The sequence below is a fragment of the Streptomyces sp. NPDC052496 genome (assembly GCF_040679095.1).
Taxonomy (GTDB): domain Bacteria; phylum Actinomycetota; class Actinomycetes; order Streptomycetales; family Streptomycetaceae; genus Streptomyces.
The window spans coordinates 246,209-263,001 of record NZ_JBFAUH010000003.1 but is presented as its reverse complement, the minus strand read 5'-3'; the positions used below and the strand labels follow the sequence as shown (position 1 = coordinate 263,001).

General features: G+C 70.1%; 17 protein-coding genes. 6 read left to right on the top strand and 11 right to left on the bottom strand.

Features of this window, described 5'->3' with window-relative positions; all coding sequences use genetic code 11:
• Positions 1-108: 108 nt before the first annotated feature.
• The gene (locus AB0L45_RS06590) at positions 109-1,671 is read right to left on the bottom strand and encodes a globin domain-containing protein (protein WP_365836783.1); all 1,563 of its coding nucleotides are present in this window, start codon (positions 1,669-1,671) and stop codon (positions 109-111) included.
• A gap of 1,325 nt (positions 1,672-2,996) precedes the next feature.
• Complete coding sequence (locus AB0L45_RS06585; protein ID WP_365836781.1) at positions 2,997-3,629, bottom strand: HAD-IB family phosphatase; 633 nt, start codon at positions 3,627-3,629, stop codon at positions 2,997-2,999.
• A gap of 264 nt (positions 3,630-3,893) precedes the next feature.
• Between AB0L45_RS06585 and AB0L45_RS06580 the strand changes: the two genes are divergently transcribed.
• A complete protein-coding gene (locus AB0L45_RS06580; RefSeq protein ID WP_365836779.1) occupies positions 3,894-4,445 on the top strand; it encodes a DUF2269 domain-containing protein in 552 nt (183 codons plus the stop codon).
• On the opposite strand, the gene AB0L45_RS06575 is transcribed toward AB0L45_RS06580, so the two are convergent.
• Positions 4,438-4,866: a heme-binding protein gene (locus AB0L45_RS06575; RefSeq protein WP_365836777.1), complete on the bottom strand. Its 429-nt coding sequence runs from the start codon at positions 4,864-4,866 to the stop codon at positions 4,438-4,440. The two genes, AB0L45_RS06580 and AB0L45_RS06575, sit on opposite strands and share 8 nt — an antisense overlap.
• Before the next feature lie 336 nt (positions 4,867-5,202).
• Positions 5,203-6,534 (bottom strand): MFS transporter, encoded by a 1,332-nt coding sequence (locus tag AB0L45_RS06570; protein WP_365836775.1) that lies wholly within the window; start codon positions 6,532-6,534, stop codon positions 5,203-5,205.
• 415 nt (positions 6,535-6,949) lie between these two features.
• Between AB0L45_RS06570 and AB0L45_RS06565 the strand changes: the two genes are divergently transcribed.
• Entirely contained in the window at positions 6,950-7,348 is a 399-nt protein-coding gene (locus tag AB0L45_RS06565) for a MarR family transcriptional regulator (protein ID WP_365837055.1), read from the top strand.
• 24 nt (positions 7,349-7,372) lie between these two features.
• Entirely contained in the window at positions 7,373-7,825 is a 453-nt protein-coding gene (locus tag AB0L45_RS06560; RefSeq protein WP_365836773.1) for a GNAT family N-acetyltransferase, read from the top strand.
• 152 nt (positions 7,826-7,977) lie between these two features.
• Here AB0L45_RS06560 and AB0L45_RS06555 read toward each other — a convergent pair whose 3' ends face one another.
• The 3 genes from AB0L45_RS06555 to AB0L45_RS06545 form a co-directional block, all read right to left on the bottom strand.
• On the bottom strand, positions 7,978-8,730 hold the full coding sequence (locus AB0L45_RS06555) for a TetR/AcrR family transcriptional regulator (protein ID WP_365837053.1): 753 nt from the start codon (positions 8,728-8,730) through the stop codon (positions 7,978-7,980).
• A gap of 516 nt (positions 8,731-9,246) precedes the next feature.
• Positions 9,247-10,401 (bottom strand): aminotransferase class V-fold PLP-dependent enzyme, encoded by a 1,155-nt coding sequence (locus AB0L45_RS06550; protein ID WP_365836771.1) that lies wholly within the window; start codon positions 10,399-10,401, stop codon positions 9,247-9,249.
• Positions 10,402-10,594: 193 nt separating this feature from the next.
• Positions 10,595-11,959, bottom strand: coding sequence for a serine hydrolase domain-containing protein (locus tag AB0L45_RS06545; protein ID WP_365837051.1), 1,365 nt, complete (start codon positions 11,957-11,959; stop codon positions 10,595-10,597).
• Here AB0L45_RS06545 and AB0L45_RS06540 point away from each other — a divergent pair.
• Together AB0L45_RS06540 and AB0L45_RS06535 are read left to right on the top strand one after the other, a co-directional pair.
• Positions 11,874-12,113 (top strand): hypothetical protein, encoded by a 240-nt coding sequence (locus AB0L45_RS06540; protein ID WP_365837070.1) that lies wholly within the window; start codon positions 11,874-11,876, stop codon positions 12,111-12,113. The two genes, AB0L45_RS06545 and AB0L45_RS06540, sit on opposite strands and share 86 nt — an antisense overlap.
• A 136-nt stretch (positions 12,114-12,249) precedes the next feature.
• Positions 12,250-12,678: a MerR family transcriptional regulator gene (locus AB0L45_RS06535; protein ID WP_365836769.1), complete on the top strand. Its 429-nt coding sequence runs from the start codon at positions 12,250-12,252 to the stop codon at positions 12,676-12,678.
• Here AB0L45_RS06535 and AB0L45_RS06530 read toward each other — a convergent pair.
• The 4 genes from AB0L45_RS06530 to AB0L45_RS06515 all read right to left on the bottom strand — a co-directional run bounded on the left by AB0L45_RS06530 (position 12,659) and on the right by AB0L45_RS06515 (position 15,758).
• Positions 12,659-13,402, bottom strand: coding sequence for a hypothetical protein (locus tag AB0L45_RS06530; protein ID WP_365836767.1), 744 nt, complete (start codon positions 13,400-13,402; stop codon positions 12,659-12,661). The genes AB0L45_RS06535 and AB0L45_RS06530 overlap by 20 nt on opposite strands.
• Positions 13,403-13,415: 13 nt before the next feature.
• A complete protein-coding gene (locus tag AB0L45_RS06525; protein ID WP_365836765.1) occupies positions 13,416-14,549 on the bottom strand; it encodes a MerR family transcriptional regulator in 1,134 nt (377 codons plus the stop codon).
• 69 nt (positions 14,550-14,618) lie between these two features.
• Positions 14,619-14,873 (bottom strand): hypothetical protein, encoded by a 255-nt coding sequence (locus AB0L45_RS06520; protein ID WP_365836763.1) that lies wholly within the window; start codon positions 14,871-14,873, stop codon positions 14,619-14,621.
• A 297-nt stretch (positions 14,874-15,170) separates the two neighbouring features.
• Entirely contained in the window at positions 15,171-15,758 is a 588-nt protein-coding gene (locus AB0L45_RS06515; RefSeq protein WP_365836761.1) for a helix-turn-helix domain-containing protein, read from the bottom strand.
• A 69-nt stretch (positions 15,759-15,827) separates the two neighbouring features.
• On the opposite strand from AB0L45_RS06515, the gene AB0L45_RS06510 reads away from it, so the two are divergent.
• Positions 15,828-16,721, top strand: a complete 894-nt coding sequence (locus AB0L45_RS06510) for an NADP-dependent oxidoreductase (protein ID WP_365836759.1) — start codon at positions 15,828-15,830, stop codon at positions 16,719-16,721.
• The last annotated feature ends 72 nt before the right edge of the window (positions 16,722-16,793 follow it).

The window sequence follows — 16,793 nt, the reverse complement described above, 5'->3', positions numbered from 1 at the left end:
GTACGCATCAGGAGCCGAGGTTTCGCCGGGCTCGCCGGGCTCGCCGTATGCCGTCAAACCGTCCCCACCATGTGCCGCCAAGCCGTGATCACCTTGTGTCGTCAATGCTCAATCTCCCGCCGCGACCAGCTCTTCCACGGAGTCGTGCCGTATGCGGTCGGAGGGAATACCGACCCCCACCAATGCGTCCACGCCGTTGCGTATCATTCCGGGCGGCCCGGACAAGTAGGCGTCATATTCCCGCCACGGGCCGTACTGACGCACTGCGTCGGGGAGTTGCCCGCTGAGACTGTTGGCCGGTCCGCCGGGGCGTCCGGTGGCGACGACCGGGCGTACGGACAGCCACGGGTGGCGCTGTTCGAGCCGGAGCATGGTGTCGAGGTCGTAGAGGTCGTGGCCGCTGCGGGCGCCGTAGAAGACTTCCATCGGGCGCCGGTGGCCACGCTCGGCGACATCCTCGACCAGGGCCTTGATCGGTGCGATGCCCGTGCCGCCGCCCAGGCACAACAGCCCGTTGTCAGTGGTGTGGTCTACGGTCATGGAACCGGATGGGGGACCGAGCCGGATGACATCGCCGGGGCGGGCTCGATGGACCATGGCGTTGGACACCCAGCCGGCCGGTACGGCTTTCACATGGAAGGAGAGCAGGCCGTCGGAGCGGGGCGCCGCGGCGAAGGAGTAGTGCCGCCATACGCGCGGCCACCAGGGGGTTTCCACACTGGCGTACTGACCGGCCAGAAAGGGGTAGGGCTGGTCGGGCCGGACGGTGACGACAGCGATGTCGGGCGTACGCAACTCGTGCGAGACGACCTCGGCCTGCCACCAGGCGGGGGCCACCGCATCGTCCTCGGCGGCAGCGTCGATCATGATCTGCGAGATGGTGGTGTACGCCCGCACCCAAGCGGCCTCTGCTTCCGGGCTCCAACTGCCGGTGGCGTAACGGGCGAGCGCGCTCAACAGGCACTCGCCGACGGCCGGGTAGTGCTCGGGCAGTGTGCCGTACTTACGGTGCCCACGCCCGAGGTGGGAAAGGTACTCGGTGATGTAGTCCGTGTCGTCGACGTTCTGCGCGGAGGTGAGCAACGCCTTGAACAGCCGGTCACGTTGGGCATCCATCGCGGCGGGGAAAAGCGCACGCAAACCAGGGTGGTGCACGAAGAGCAACGCGTAGAAGTACGAGGTGACCTTGTCCGCCACGGGCTCGATCTCGTCCAGCGTCCGCAGGATGAGCCGCGCGTCCGGGGATACATCACCGGACGTCCGAGCGTCGGCGGACGCGGCACTCGCCGGGCCGGTTGACGGGGCGGGCTCGACGGCAGGTGTGGGGGACGCGCCTGGGGATGCGGAGTTGCTGCCCAGGGGTGCGGCGTGCCTGCCTGGCGGAGCGGGGCTACTGCCCAGGGGAGCGGCGGTTCTGCCTGGGGGTGGGGCGAGCGTGTCTGGGGGTGGGGCGGGCCTGTCTGGGGGTGGAGCGAGCGTGCCTGGGGGTGGGGCCGTCCTGTCTGGGGGTGGAGCGAGCGTGCCTGGGGGTGGGGCCGTCCTGTCTGGGGGTGGGGCGAGGGTGCCTGGGAGCGCGGCGTTCATGCCCGGAGGCGTGGTGATCCCACGAACGGTGGCGGCAGTGGCCTCATGGCGGCCGGTGGCGGTGGTGGCCTGCTGGGCTGCGCCCATGGTGGCGCCGGTTCCGGGGCCGGCGCCAGCGCCAGCGCCAGTACCGGTGCCGGGGCTAGTACCGGTGCCGGGCCTAGTACCGGTGCCGGGGCTAGTACCGGTGCCGGGCCTAGTACCGGTGCCGGGGCTAGTACCGGGGCCGGGGCTAGTACCGGGGCCGGGGCTAGTACCGGGGCCAGTACCAGAGCCCGGGCCAGTACCGGTGCGGGTGCCGGGGCCAGCACCAACGCCCGAGCCAGTACCGGTGCGGGTGCCGGGGCCAGTACCGGCACCAGTACTGGTGCCGGTTTCGGTGCCGGGGCCAGCGCCAGGCCCGGTGCCGTAGGCCCCAGCCGACGGCGTGCTGGTGCCCGAAGTGTGGGCTGGGCTGGAGGTGGTGGAGGCGGGTGGGTGGGCGGGGGGAAGGGGAGAAGGGGGAGGGGAAGCGGACGGAGCACCGGGCGCCCCGCCTCGTACAGTCGCGCCCGCTGGGCTCCCGCCACCGTGCTCTTCAGGCGCCCGTACGCGTTCCGCCGCCGTACCCACCGGCCTGATGGAACTGACCGGCCGACTGGGTATCCCTTCGCCGGTCTCCGCACGTTCGCCAATCTCCGCACGTCCGCTGGCCTCCGCGCGGAGGCCGGCCTTGGCGCCCTCTTGGCCCTCTTGGTCCTCTTCGCCCTCTACCCCGACAGCCCCGCCCACGCCCTCTGTACGCCCGGCGCACTCGGCATTGTGATCACTCCGTTCGACCGTAGCCCCGCGATGATCTTCAGTGGGCTTCTTCGACGGAGTGAACCATCCCCAATCGCCACTGCTGCCGCCAGATGAGCCGTCATCGGCTGTCGTGGTGGTCGGAGCGTCCATGGTCTGCCTCGCCTCGAACGTCTTTCGATCGTCTTCGCACTTCCACAGTCCGGAATGTGCCCGCAATTCCCCCGCACCGCTTCGGGATTCCTCATCGATCAGAGCTCTCCCGGCAACACCCTCCATAGCGGACACTGCACGTTCAACCGGCACTACGGGCGCCGCGCGCGGTCTCCTTCTCCGCAGCGTGCCACCCAGCCTCGGCACACCGGACAAACACCGGAAAGTCCGGGCGCGGTACACCGTTTTGCCACTAGGGTGGCGGGCTCCACGTACGACTCTGCCGTACGCCTCACCGCACGGTTACGGGTTGTCGGAAGCACTCGGCCCGCCCAACCGGACTAGACCATACCCGCAGTACTTGAATCCACAACCCCCGTACTAAGAACAGTTTCTCGCGGTTCTCCCATTACCGTGCCCCAGCCCCTGGAACCCGATTCATCGGGCATGCTGCACCAAACGGCCGCAGGCAGCTGGAATTACCCGCCGACCCGTACGAGTTCGTATGCCTCGCGCAGGTCACGGCCGTCGTACGCGTATGAAGCCAGACCGCTGACATGGTGGTCCGCATTCACCGCCACAGAAACGGGAACAGCCGCGAACAGGGCGGTGTCCGACATGGAATCGCCGTACGCCACACAGTCGGACCGGCTCAGTCCGAACTCGGCGCACAGTTCATCCATAATCCTCACCTTTGCAGACGTGGAAAGTATCCCGTCCGGTTCCACCGGTTCCCGAAAAGGCAGCGCGGGCCAGCGCGAGCCGTGCGCTGCGTCCGCTCCCCAGCCCCTCAGTCGCTCCACGAAGAACCCCGGGGACAGGGAGATCACCGCGCACCGCTCACCCCGCGCCCGGATGTCGGCCCACACCTCCCGGATGCCGTCCAGCCAGGGAGCGCCCTCGAAGGCCGCCGTCACCAGGTCCTCGGTCAGCTCGGCCCACAGTTCGCACGCCAGCTCGGCGAAGCGCAGTGGCGTCACCTCGCCGGCGATGAAGGCCCGCTCCAGCTCGGCGATCTCCCGGTCCAGTCCGAGCTGCCGGGATATCTCGACGGAGGCCGCCGAGCCGTGGAGCAGGGTTCCGTCCATGTCGAATAGATGTAGCTTCCCCATACCGGGGAGCGTAGGACGCGGCGGGCCCTCCCGTCCGCTGAGTTGCGTTCTGTCCGCTGGGTTGCGTTCTGTCCCCTGGGTTGCGTTCTCTCTGTCCCATGGCGTGCGTCCTCACCCCTGGGTCGCATCTGCCCCTTGAGGCGCGCCGGGCCGCGGCCATTCACCCGGCACGGTTACGACCCGTACCGCTACTCAACCGCGCGTACGACGGGATACTCCCGCTGTCAGATGCCCCGCAGCCCGCCGGGCGCGACCGTGGATCGCATGAAGCAGCTCAGCCGGCCCGCGCGCCGCGCCCTCCTCGTCATCCACGTCGCGGTCTCCGTCGGCTGGCTCGGGCTCACGCTCGGCCTGCTCACGCTCAGCGTCACCGGGTACACCTCGGGATCGCTGGACACGACCGTGGCCGCTTACCGCGCCATGAAGATCTTCAGCGACTGGCTGCTCCTGCCGGTGGCCCTGACGGCACTGGTCAGCGGCCTGGTGTTGTCCTTCGGTACGCCTTGGGGGCTGGCCCGCCACCGTTGGATCGTCGTCAAGTTCTGGTTGACCCTGGCGACCGTCCTGCTGACGGCCTTCTCCCTGCGCCCGGGCATCGACCGACTCGCTGCCGACGCCGTGGCCGGCACCCCGGACACCGGGTTGAGCATGGTGTCCGCGCCCTCCGTCGCGACGGCCACGTACCTCTTCGTCACCGCCGTCTCCGTACTCAAACCCTGGGGCCTCACCAAACGCGGCAGCCGACTGCGCGCCGCGCAGTCGGCCAGGGCCCGCGATCGGGCAGCCGGTAAGCCCTCGAGTGGAGTCGTCAGTTGAGGCCTGCTGCCTCGATCGCGGTACGGGCGATGCGGTCGTCCTGCTCCGGCGCACCGCCGCCGACACCGATCGCGCCGATCAGCCGGCCGTCCCGGTGGACCGGCACGCCACCCGCGATGAACAGCAGCGGGCGGTCGAGCGCGGTGGGCAGCGTGTGGAAGAGGCCGTCGGGCCGTACGGCGCCGACGAGGTCGGCGGTCGGCGCGTCCAGCTGCAGCGCGGTGTACGCCTTACGGGTGCTGGTCTCGCCCGAGATCAGTACGGCGGTGTCGTCGCGCCGGAAGCCGAGCAGGTGGCCGCCCGCGTCCAGCACGGTGACGCTGCCCTGAACCCCGAGGTCAGCGGCGGCAGCTCGCGCGGCCTCGATCAGGGCGTCCGCGTCGTGGGTGGTGAGGGGGCGAACGGTGGGGGTGGTGTTCATTGCTGGTGCTCCTGTGTGCGGTAGTGCTTGTGGTGGGTGTGTTGTGTAAGTGAGATGGCTTGCTGTCGTGGGCAGAGCGCGTGGGGCCGAGCGGGCTCCTGTCACCGGGACGGGACAGCCGGGGTAGGACAGCCGGGCCAGCCAGGGAAGCCAGGACAGCCAGGACGGGGCAGCCCGGCCAGGGCAGCCAGGCCGGAACAACCGGCCCCCCCTCAGCCCCGTACAGCCGCCGCAGCCCCTTCCCCAGCGCTGCCGGCCTCGGCGCCGAACCCCGCGTCAGCCTCAGCCTCAGTTCCAAACCTCGGCCCGGAACCCGACTTCGGCCTCAGCCTGAGTTCAGACCCCAGCCCCGGCCTTGTGTCCGCCCCCGGTGACGCCCCCGACCTCGACCCCGGTCTCGTCCCCGGCTTCGGCCCCGCCCTTGTCCCCGGCCCCCGAAGCGACAACCTGTCCGCTCAGACCGTTCAGCCCCCTCCGGCCCCTCTGGCCGCTTCGATCACTCTGGCCACTCTGGTCTCCCCGCCCACCCCTCCGCTCCAGCACGCCCGCAAGAACCGCGACGCCCAGCGCCAGAACGGTCATCCCCACGCCGACCCAGTTGGGTGCGGTCAGTCCGAGGCCTGCCGCGATGACGATGCCGCCGAGCCAGGAGGCGAGTGCGTTGCCGAAGTTGAAGGCGGCGATGTTGCCGACCGAGGCGAGGGTGGGGGCGTCCGCAGCCTGGTCCATGATCCGCTTCTGCAGCGGCGGTACAGTCGCGAAGCCGAAGGCGCCGATCAGGGCAATGGTGACGGTCGCGGCGACCTTGTCGTGCGCCGCAAAACTGAACGCGGCCAGCGAGAGCGCGAGCCCGATCAGCGACACGTACAGCATCGGCATCATGTGGCGGTCGGTGAACCGCCCCGAGACCAGGTTGCCGCCCACCATGCCCAGGCCGAAGACAGCCGTGAGCCAGATGACGGACGACGGTGCGAAGCCGGCGACCTCGGTCATCATCGAAGCGAGGTAGGTGACGGCCGCGAAGACGCCGCCGAAGCCGAGGATCGTCATCAGCATCGCCAGCCCGACCTGCGGGTTTCGGAAGACGGCGATCTCCTGGCCCATCGGGGACGCCGCCTTCACGGGCTGCGCCGGGACCAGCTTGGCGACGCCGAGGAAGCCGAGTACGCCCAGGACCGCGATGGCGACGAAGGTGGCGCGCCAGTTGATCTGCTGGGCGAGCAGGGTGCCGAACGGTACGCCCACGACGTTGGCGACGGTCAGGCCGGCGAACATCATCGAGATGGCGCCGGCCCGCTTGTGCGGCGCGACGAGGTCCGCGGCCACCAGCGATCCGATGCCGAAGAACGCGCCGTGCGCAAAGGACGAAACGATCCGCCCGGCCAGCATCACCGCGAAGACCGGTGCCACGGCAGTGAGCAGGTTGCCCACCACGAACAGGGCCATCAGCAGCATCAACATCTGCTTACGGGTCATGCGGGTGCCGAGGGCGGTGGTCAGCGGGGCGCCGACGACGACGCCGAGCGCGTACAGGGTGGTCGCATAGCCGGCCATGGGGATGGAGACACCGAAGCCGGCGGCCACGTCGGGCAGCAGCCCCATCACCGCGAACTCGGTCATCCCGATCCCGAAGGCGCCGATGGTCAGCGCCAGGAGAGCGAGGGGCATGACGGATCCCTTCAAACGATTGCGTACAGCTTCAACAGGCGTAGACAATAATTGCAGACGCGGGTTACTTGCAAACGCGTGCTATTGCGCTGGTGGCCTATCCTGGGGCGAACGCCCTGTAAGGAGGTCCTCGATGACGCAGCAGATCCGGCAGGCACCCCGGCCTGGCCAGCAGCAGACGGGGCCGCAGCGGACGGCGCAGGATCAGACCGGCCCGCAGCAGACGGAACGGGAGTCGACCGAACCGCAACCTCCGGGCCATGCCACTCCGAATCAGCGCCAGCGCCAGCACCAGCACCGACGCCGCCAGGAGCCGGCAGCTGCGGAAACACACACGGCCGCGCCCGGCCCCGGCTGCCCGCCCGGTTCCGCGACCGCCCCGGCACTCGCTCAGGGCTGGTGTGCGCTCTCCGCACTGCACGGCCGCATCGAGTCACACATCGAGCGCGCGCTGCAGGCCGGGCACGACTTGAGCGTCCGGGAGTTCTCCGTACTGAACGTGCTCAGCGAGCAGCACGACGGCCCGGGCGGCCATCTGCGGATGCACCAGGTCGCGGACTCGGTCGTGCTCAGCCAGAGCGCCACCACCCGCCTGGTCACGCGTCTGGAAGAACGCCGGCTGCTCTCCCGGTACCTGTGCCCCGATGACCGGCGCGGCATCTACACCAACGTCACCGACGAAGGCCGGCAGCTGCTCGAAGAGGCCCGCCCGACGCACGACGCGGCGCTGCGCGAAGCACTCCAGGACGCCGCGAAGCGCCCCGAACTGGCCCCTCTCGTCGCCGCGGTGGAAACCCTCGCTCCCTCTGCCTGAACAGGGGTGCGTATGGTCCCGCCCATGAGTGACATCGAGATCCGCCCCGCGACCGAGGACGTCATCCCGGCCATCGTCGGGATGCTGGCCGACGATGCGCTGGGCGCCGGCCGCGAGACCCCGGACGACCTGGCCCCGTACCGTGCGGCGTACGAGCTGCTGGCCACCGATCCCCATCAGCACCTGGTCGTCGCCGTACGCGGTGACCGCCCGGTCGGAACGCTCCAGCTCACCGTCGTTCCGGGGCTCTCACGTCGCGGCAGCAGCCGCGCGATCATCGAGGCGGTACGCGTCCACGCGGACGAGCGGGGCAGCGGCCTGGGCACCCAGTTGATCGAATGGGCGGTCGCCGAATCCCGCACCCTCGGCTGCCGGCTGGTCCAGCTCACCTCGGACGCGACGCGCGTCGACGCCCACCGTTTCTACGAGCGTCTCGGCTTCGAGGCTTCGCACCTGGGCTTCAAGCTCCAGCTCTGACCCGGCGCCACCCCGCACCCAGCAGCGCGCTCCCACTCACCTGCCTGCCCCGTCCGTCCCGGGCGCCCCGCACAACCGCCCAACGGGCACCCGGGACGTACGGGGGGTACGGGCCCCACCAGCGCTCTTCCGCGGCCTTCTGCGCTCTTCTCTCAGCCGCGGCCCCCGCTTTCCTCCCCCCTACGCACCGACCGCGCCCTGGCCCGGTGCGCCTTCTGCCGACAGGCACCGCCGCAGAACCGCGCCGGCCGCCCCGTACGCGCGGCAGGTAGAGGCCCACCACACACCTCACAGCGCGTTTCGTTACGTCCGCGCGCCCGATGGGGCAGTTTCGTTACGCTACCGCCGACCCGCAACCCGTCACACATCAACGTCGTCATCCGCCCCTGCGGCGCCCCCGACGACACCCGCCGCTGCTCCATCGACAGGCACCCGACCAGCAGCCCCAGCACATCGTCGATCTCGACGTCTTTCCTTACCCCGCCCGCCTCTTGGGCACGTACGAGCAGCACACCCAAGGCCTCGGTGAAGTCATGCTCCACCTGCGGCGACGGCTCGTAACCACCCTCGCCGGCCGCTTCCAGCGCGTCACACAACGCTTTGTTCCGCGACGCCAGCCGTACCACCGACGCAAGGAATCGGAAAAAGACAGCGACCGGGTCCGTCGCATCCGCCAAGTCCCTTGCGGTGTCCGTGAACAGGCGCACCCGGTCCGCGACCGTGGCTCTGAACAGCGCTTCTTTCGACGGGAAATGACGGTAGACGGTTCCGGCGCCGACCCCGGCACGGCGCGCGATCTCACCCAGCGGTACGCCCAACCCCCGCTCTTCAAAAGCAGTTCGGGCGGCTTGCAGCACCCGCTCGCGGTTGCGTCGCGCGTCCGCCCGTGCAGGGGCACGCCCCATGCTCGTCACTACCGAGCCTCCTGAGAACCGTCGACTTCCGGGTCGAGCGTTCTCCACGTTCAACCGGGCCGTACATTCCGATTCTACGGGAGCTTGAGATCATGGAGGCTGCCTGCGTCGTTGCGGCGACGGAGCGACTGCCCGTTTCGCCTGGTCCACCGCAGGAGCGGCTGTGCGAGGAGCCGACATCGAGGAATCCGGCTGCATGGAGCGCCGCCATCGCTTACGGGTTCGTCAGCCAGCCTGCACCCGCCTCCCTTGGCCTGCCACCGGAGTACGGCTGAATGGAGTAGGCCGCCACAGCTACAACGCCGCGAGTGCGCCAGGACCCCGCTGGCCCACCTGCTCGCCTACGCTCCCCCAAAGGCGCACACGGCAGCGCCACTCACCTCACAAGCCCTACGGCCCACCTGTTTCACGTGAAACCGCGCGCCCCAAAACAAAGTTGGGGTGCCGTTTCACGTGAAACGGCACCCCAGGCCCCCTGACGGGGGTGTGAAGCGAACTACGCGGCCCTCAGCCGGCGATGGCCTCATCCCATGCCGCACCCGCCGCCGCGGCCGCCCCGTCACCGTCCACGGTCACACCGAGCACCCGCAAGCCCGCCGCCAACGCAGCGAGGGACGCCAGGACCACACCGCGCTCCGCTGCCTGCCCGTAGTGATTCACCCGGATCATCTCCTTGGCCAGCGCGCCTGCCGCGGCCTGTACGGGCACCGCGACCGTGCCGTCCGCTGCGTCCAACGCGGCGGAGACGATCTCACGGGCGTCCATGTCCGCAGGCGCACGCAGCGTCGTGGCCGCCGGGGCCGCGTCCTCGTCCCGCAGAACGTACGGGGACAGGGCACCGAGCGCCCGCACACCGGCCCGTACCGCCGCGGCAGCCGCGCGGTGCCGGGTGATGACGGCATCGAGCCCCTCCCCGTCGACGCGGTCCACGGCCTGCTCCAGAGCGAGCATCTCCATCTGTGCCGGGGCGTGCGGCAGCGCGGTACGCCCGCCGTCGATCCAGCGCTCCTTCCAGTCCAGCAGCGAGAGGTAGGAACGACGGGGAGCGTGTTCGTTGGCCGCGATGCGCTCCCAGGCCCGCGCGCTCACCGAGACCGCCGATACACCGGCCGGTCCGCCCAGCGCCTTCTGGCCGCCGATCACACACAGATCGACGCCCCACTCGTCGGTGAGCAGCGGCTCGGCTCCCACCGATGCCACGGCGTCCAGCATCAGCAGCGCGCCGTGCTCCCGTACGACGGCACCGATCTCGGCGACCGGGTTGGTGTTGCCGGTCGCCGCCTCGGCGTGCACCAGGCTCACGAAGTCGATGGCGGGGTGTTCCCGCAGCGCCTCCGCCACCTGCTCCGGTCGTACGGCTCCCGTGAACGGTGCACTGATCGTGATGACCTCGGCGCCACAGGACCGCAGCCAGCCGCCGAAGGTCTCGCCGTACGGTCCGGTCACGATGTTGAGCGCCGTGCTGCCGGGGCCCACGGCGGACCGGATGCACGCCTCCAGCGGCAGCAGCGCCTCGCCCTGGGTGGCCACGACATCGGCGCGGGTACGCATCAGCGCCGCGACCTTGTCCTCGATCCGCGCGAAGTGTCCGGCGGTGAGCGGCGGCAGGTCGAGCAGGTTCGGGGCGTCGGAGGTCGTGTTCACGGCGGTCGCGTCAGTCACGGTGGCCTTCCAGCGGTAGCGGGCCGCGGTGCGGCGGCTCCTGATATCTGGCTCGACTGTACGTCCGGGGCTGTCACCCCTGCCGTACGGGCTCACCTCACCGCCACCAGCCCCGCTTCCCCTTCAGGACCGCGCCGGCCCAGCGTTCCAGCTTCCTGTCACCGTCCGCGCCGGCCGGCGTCCCGCCTACCCGTCACCGGCCGCGCCAGCCCTCCGCGTCGACCCCGCCCGGCACCGGACCGGCCGGCTCGTACGGTCCCCGGGTGAAGACGAAGGTGCCCACGTCCAGATGACTGACCGAGCCGTCCTCTGCACGGACCACGCGCAGCCTCTCACCCGCGAAGTAACCGTCCAGCCCGGTCCAGGTGCCGTCCGCCTCCGCGCGGAACCGCGAGGAACGGCCACCCGGCCCGGACATGAGCGAGATCTCCAAGGCGCGATCCGCGCCCAGCCGCAGTACGTACGGGTGCGCGCCCCAGTACCAAGGCCCCGTGAGGGCCAGCAGGTCCTTGTCCAGTGGTTCGGCCAGCGGCCGCCACGGCTCGGGCATCCGCGGCTCCCGGTCCGCGACGATGCTGGCCAGGTCCGCTGCGATGGTGCTGATCGCAGGCCCCGACGTGCAGTTCGCCAGTGCGATGCCGGCGACGTCCTCGGCCACGTCGATCCACAGGGACGCCAGGAAGCCCGGCATCGACCCGGTGTGCCCGAACAGCAGCCGCCCGTTCCACCGCACGAGCTGGAGACCGAGCCCGAAGCCGGCGTCCCATGCCGCGCTCTCGGGCGGTACGGCCGGAGTCCGCATCTCGGCCAGGGTCGAGGCGCTGAGCACCCGGTCGTCGCCCCGGGTCAGGAATGCCGCCCACCGTCCCAGATCCTCGGCCGTGGACCACAGCTGTCCGGCCGGGCCCATCAGACCGGTGTCCTGGGCCGGCTCCGGCAGCAGGACGTCCGCCCAGGGATGCACGGCCCAGCCGTCGGCGTGCGGTGCCTGCGGCTGGAGCGACGTACGGTTCATGCCCAGCGGCTCCAGCACCTCCCGTCGCAGCACGTCTCCCCAGTTCAGCCCGCCACGCAGCCGCTCGACCAAGGAGCCCAGCAGGGCGTACCCCGGGTTGGAGTAGTGGAACCGCCGGCCGGCGGACAGGCGACGCGGGTCTTCGTCGAACAGGTCGCCGGGCTCCGGCCGCAGTGATCCGGGGGTCCGTTCCCACCAGGGACCGCGCGCTTCGGCCGACAGCCCGGAACTGTGCGAGAGGAGCTGAGCGATCGTCACGTCCGGAGCCGCACTGCCCGGCAGGTGCTCGCCCAGCGCGTCGTCCAGCGACAGCAGCCCCTCGTCACGTAGCCGCAGTACCAGTACCGCGACGAACGTCTTGGTGATCGACCCGATCCGGTACTGAACCCCCGCCCTGTCACCGGACCCGGCGTCGATGCCCCGGCGGCACCCGGCCCATGCCACCTTCCCGCCCCGTATGACCGCCCCCGTCAGTGAGGGCGCCCGTCCCTCGGCCTGGCCGACGGCCAGCCGCCGTAACAGCGCCCGCCTCGTCTCCGGCAACAACAACCCGGGCTGTGCCGCCCCGTCCTCGCCCGGGCTGCTCAGCTCGCCATGCGAACCCCACACCCGGCGCTGGTCGGACGATCCCGCACTTGGCGACCCCGCGCTCATGGCACTCCTCAGCAACTCGACGACCACGGTCGGACAAGAATGAAGCACCCACCCCACCACCCGCACCACCGAAACCGCCGCGTTCCCCTGCACCGATCCTCTGGACATGACGCCGACGTCAACGGCTACGGTCGTCGTGGCACCGGCACAGCACCGAACCGGGCCGGACGGGGGCGTACATGCGGATCGGAGAACTGGCCGAGCGAGCGGGAACCACCACTCGCACCCTGCGCTATTACGAAGCGCGCGGACTGCTCCCTGCCGAGCGCACGGCCAACGGCCACCGCACCTACGACGAAGCGGACCTGCGGCTGCTCCAGCAGATCCAGATGCTGCAACGCTTCGGCTTCGAGCTGGAGGAGACCCGCCCCTTCGTGGAGTGCCTACGGGCCGGCCACCCGGCAGGCGACGCCTGCCCCGCCTCGCTCCAGGTCTACCGACGCAAGCTGACCGAGCTCGACGCCTGTATCGCCCAGCTCCAGGACGTACGTGAGCAGGTGGGAGACCAACTGGCGCGAGCCGTGGAGGCCATGAACGCCATGGCGCACACGACCGCACAGCCCGGCGGCTCACACCCGCGATGCGAACTCACTGGGCCCGACGACTGACTCCGGTCGCCGTCCTGCCCCGTGCGCCGGTCTCCTCACCCAGCGCCGCGATGGCCTCCTCCAGAACCTCCTGCTCCGCCGCCGGGAGCCAACGAGCCGCATGCACCATGTGCAGCGCCGACCGAAGCCGGTCACGGTCCTGTGCGGAGCCAAGATCGCCCAGGTACGGCGGCAGGATCAGCCCCAGCGCCTTGAGATCCTGCCGCACACAGAACCTGGCCAGAAGATCCGCCAGCAGCCCACCCGCAACGCCGCCCACGTCCCGCTCCCGCTCGCACTCGCCAGACAGCCGTCCAGCCAGTGCTGCTGCCCCCGTCTCCCGCAATCCCTCAGCGATCGCGAAGCGGTTCCACATCCCGTAGTCCCCGTCGGGCGCGTCCCGCACCCGCTCCGCAGCACGCTGGAAGTACTCATACGCCTTGACCGTCTCGCCCAGCTCCCGGTGAGCGCGCGCCATGTTCGCGTACAGAGACGCGTAGAACCCGCTGACGCGTTCGTCCCCCACTCGGTCCGCCAGGTCCAAGCATTTCTGATTCCACCAAAGGGTGTCCTCCGGCGTGGCCTGGTGCCGCGCCACGTAATGAGCGGCGATGCACGCTTCATAGTCATCGCTCGCTGTCTCCCACGCCTGCAGAAACAGCCGACGTGCTTGGTCGCTCTCGCCTCGTGCCTCGGCCTCCATGCCGCGCACGCACATCCGCACCACGGCATTCCCCGCATCCACCCTTGGCTCCCCTTCAGTCCGTTTCACGTGAAACAACGTCCTGCACGGGCATGACCAGGGTGGTGAAACTGCCTTGATCAGCCGAGCGCACGACGACCGGTTCTGCGTCGGAGGCCACTTCCAGCAGCACATCGGGCCCCACACTCGCGTCCAGAGCAGGCACGAGCACCGCCGGATCGAAAGCGATGCGCAGCGGCGGCCCCGTACACACCGCGCTCACCGCGACCGGGCTGCCCCCGATCCCGCCCTCACTGACAACCACCTTCTGGTCCCTGCTCCGATACACGAGCACAGCGCCCTTCCCCCGCCCGGAGAAAGCCTCACGGAGCACGGTCCGGTCCGCGATGATCCGATGCCGTACGTCCCCCAATCCGTCCAGCACCACCCGGTAATCGGGAAACTCCCCGGCCCCACACCCCGACAACTCCCGCCGCTCTCCAACCACCCCGGACCCGCCGGCCTCCCCGGCCTCCCCGACCAAGCGCCCTCCATCACCCGACACCTCGACATCGATATGCCGCTGCCGCACAGCCCAAGCCGCCATGCCCGCCAAGTCCCCGGCATCGATCAGCACCCGGCACGGGCCGCCGCCCGACCTCCTCGCCCTCAGCACCCGCACCGCCAATCGGTACCGGTCCGTGGCGACCAACCGCAGTTCGCCATCGCCGAGTTCCAGGAGCACGGAACCCAGGACCGGAAACTCCGTACGTGTCGCGGCGTCCGCGACCGCGGGCCCCACCTGCCGTACTGCGCTGGCCAGCTCCGCGCCCCCGATCCTGGCCCACCCATGGAGATGCTGCGGGTCCTCCGGCGGAAGCCCCCGCAGCATCTCCTCGACCAGCGCCCGCGCAGCATCCGCTGTCTGCCGCGTCCGGTCCAGGTGCGAGCGCAGCACCGTACGGGCCTCCGCTTCGCTCCCGTCCAGCACGACCCTGACATCCACCAGCGGTAGCCCCGCCTCCCGCAGCTTGCGGAGCAGCACGGCACGGCCCTCCTGCTCGGCCCCGTAGAACCGGTAGCCGGTCACCGGGTCGACCTTGACGGGACACAGGACGCCACAGTCGTCGTAGAAGCGCAGCGCGCTCGGAGCCAGGCCCACCTGCCGCCCGAATGCCCCGATTCCCAGCAGACCTTCGTTCTCGCACATGACCGCGATTGTGGGACTTCAAGCAACCTGAAGGTCAAAGCCGGGCCGGCAACGCCGCGCTCCCCTCACCTACGCGGGCGTCCGGCCGAGCGCCTGCCAGACCCGGCCGCGCAGCAGCTCGTACTCCTCCGCACGGCGTGGTGGCCGCCCCTCAGGCCGGGGCACGGCCCGGGCGCCGGACACCACCTGCCCGCGCTGGAACTGCTCCCGCGTGAGGTCGATCTCGATGCCGCTGGGCAGCCGGTTCCACCAGTGGTGACCGTGCTGCTCACCGCCGAGATGAACCTCACCGACCACGAGTTCACCACCGAAGAAGTCGTGCACGACCAGCGCAGTGATGTCGCAGTGGCCCCACGCAGGGTTGTCGGGAGTCCAGGGGGCACGGGCGTGGTCGTCAACCGAACACGTGTCAGCCGCCCAACCCGCGCGGACAGCCTTCGTGATGTCGTCAAGAGTCCAAGGAATCATGCGACGGAGCGTCCCATCCACCACTGACAACGCGACGCTCGCACCGAAGGCGGCCTTTATCGGTGGCAGCAGTTGGCCCGCTGACACCGACGGGCCCTGCACCGGCAGCAGGTGACCCGCTCAAGCCGGGCGAGCGGCACACACCACTGCTCTTCACTCCCGCCGAGACGAGCCAGTGGCCTCCCAGGCCGCCTCGATCATCCGGAAGATCTCGTCCACCGCGGCATCCGGATCGGCCGCCTCCCGGGCCAGAGAATGGGCGTCGACCACGAACCTCGCGATCGTCCGGCAGGCCGTTGTCGTCCGTGACAGGCCGGGATCGGCGGCGATGGCCGCTGCCAGCGACTCCGCATGGCGCAGCCGCATCGACTTCTCGTACTCCCGCAGGGCGGGCGATGCGTCGATCATGCGCCAGATCGGGGCGGCATTCTCCGCCGCGCAATGGCGCACCAGGGCCCGCATCTCGTGACGCAGCGCGGGGATGAGCGGCTCGTGCGGGGCCCGGCCGGTGACCGCCTGGGTGAGGCGTTGCTCGAAGTTCTCGTCCTGCTCGAACACCAGGGCCTCTTTCGAGGCGAAGTGGGAGAAGAGCGTGGTGACGGCCACGTCGGCTTCGGCGGCGACGTCACGGATGCCCACCTCGTCGTACCCGTGCTCCAGGAAGAGCCGCAGGGCGGCGTCAGCGATCTTCTGGCGGGTCGCTGCCTTCTTACGTTCACGGCGTCCGGGCGGCACGGTCATGGCGTCACGCTACCAAATACGAAGGAGCAACCGTTCCAAAACACTAACCGTTAGTGCTACGGTCCCGGCATGAAGAGAGTGAGCTTCGCCGAATTCGGCGGTCCGGACGTTCTGCGCCTCGTCGACGCCGAGGAGCCCCACGCGGGCCCCGGCCAGATACGCATCGCCGTACGAGCGGCAGGCGTGAACCCGGTCGACTGGAGGTTCCGCGAAGGCCAGTTCCAGAAGACCCATCCGATCGAGCTGCCCGCCGGAGTCGGGCTGGACGCCTCCGGTGTGGTGGACGAGATCGGCGCCGGCGTCGAAGAAGTCAAGGTCGGCGACCATGTGTTCGGCGAAGGGACCGGCACCTACGCCGAGTTCGCCGTGCTGTCGGCCTGGGCCCGGATGCCCGAGGGCCTGACGTTCGAGGAGGCCGCCGGATATCCCTCGGTGGTGGAGACCGCGCTGCGCATCATTCGCCAGGTCGGTGTGCAGCCCGGAGAGAGGCTGCTGGTCAGCGGCGCGTCCGGCGGAGTCGGATCGGCGGTGCTGCAGATCGCCCGCGACCGCGGCATCACGGTGACCGGCACGGCCGGGGCCGCCAACCAGGACTATCTGCGCGGCCTGGGTGCCCTCGCCACGACGTACGGCCAGGGCTGGGTCGAACGCGTGCGGCAGCTCGGGCCCGTCGACGCGGCCCTCGACCTGGCCGGCTCGGGTGTCATCCGCGAACTCGTCGAACTGACCGGTGACCCGCAGAAGGTCGTCTCCATCGCCGATCTCACCGCGCCGGACCACGGTGTCCGGTTCTCCGGCGTGGCCGGGAGCATGCCGGACGCGCTCGCCGAGGCCGCCGGTCTCATCTCGCGTGGGAGGCTCCACATCCCCGTCGAGAAGTCGTACTCGCTCGCGGACGCCGCGGCGGCGCACATCGACAGCCAGGCCGGACACACGCGCGGGCGACGCGTCATCGTCATCTGAGCCGTTTCCGCGCAGTTGCCCGGCCCGACGAGCCGGATTCCTTCCACAGAGACCCTGCACGGGGCCCACCCG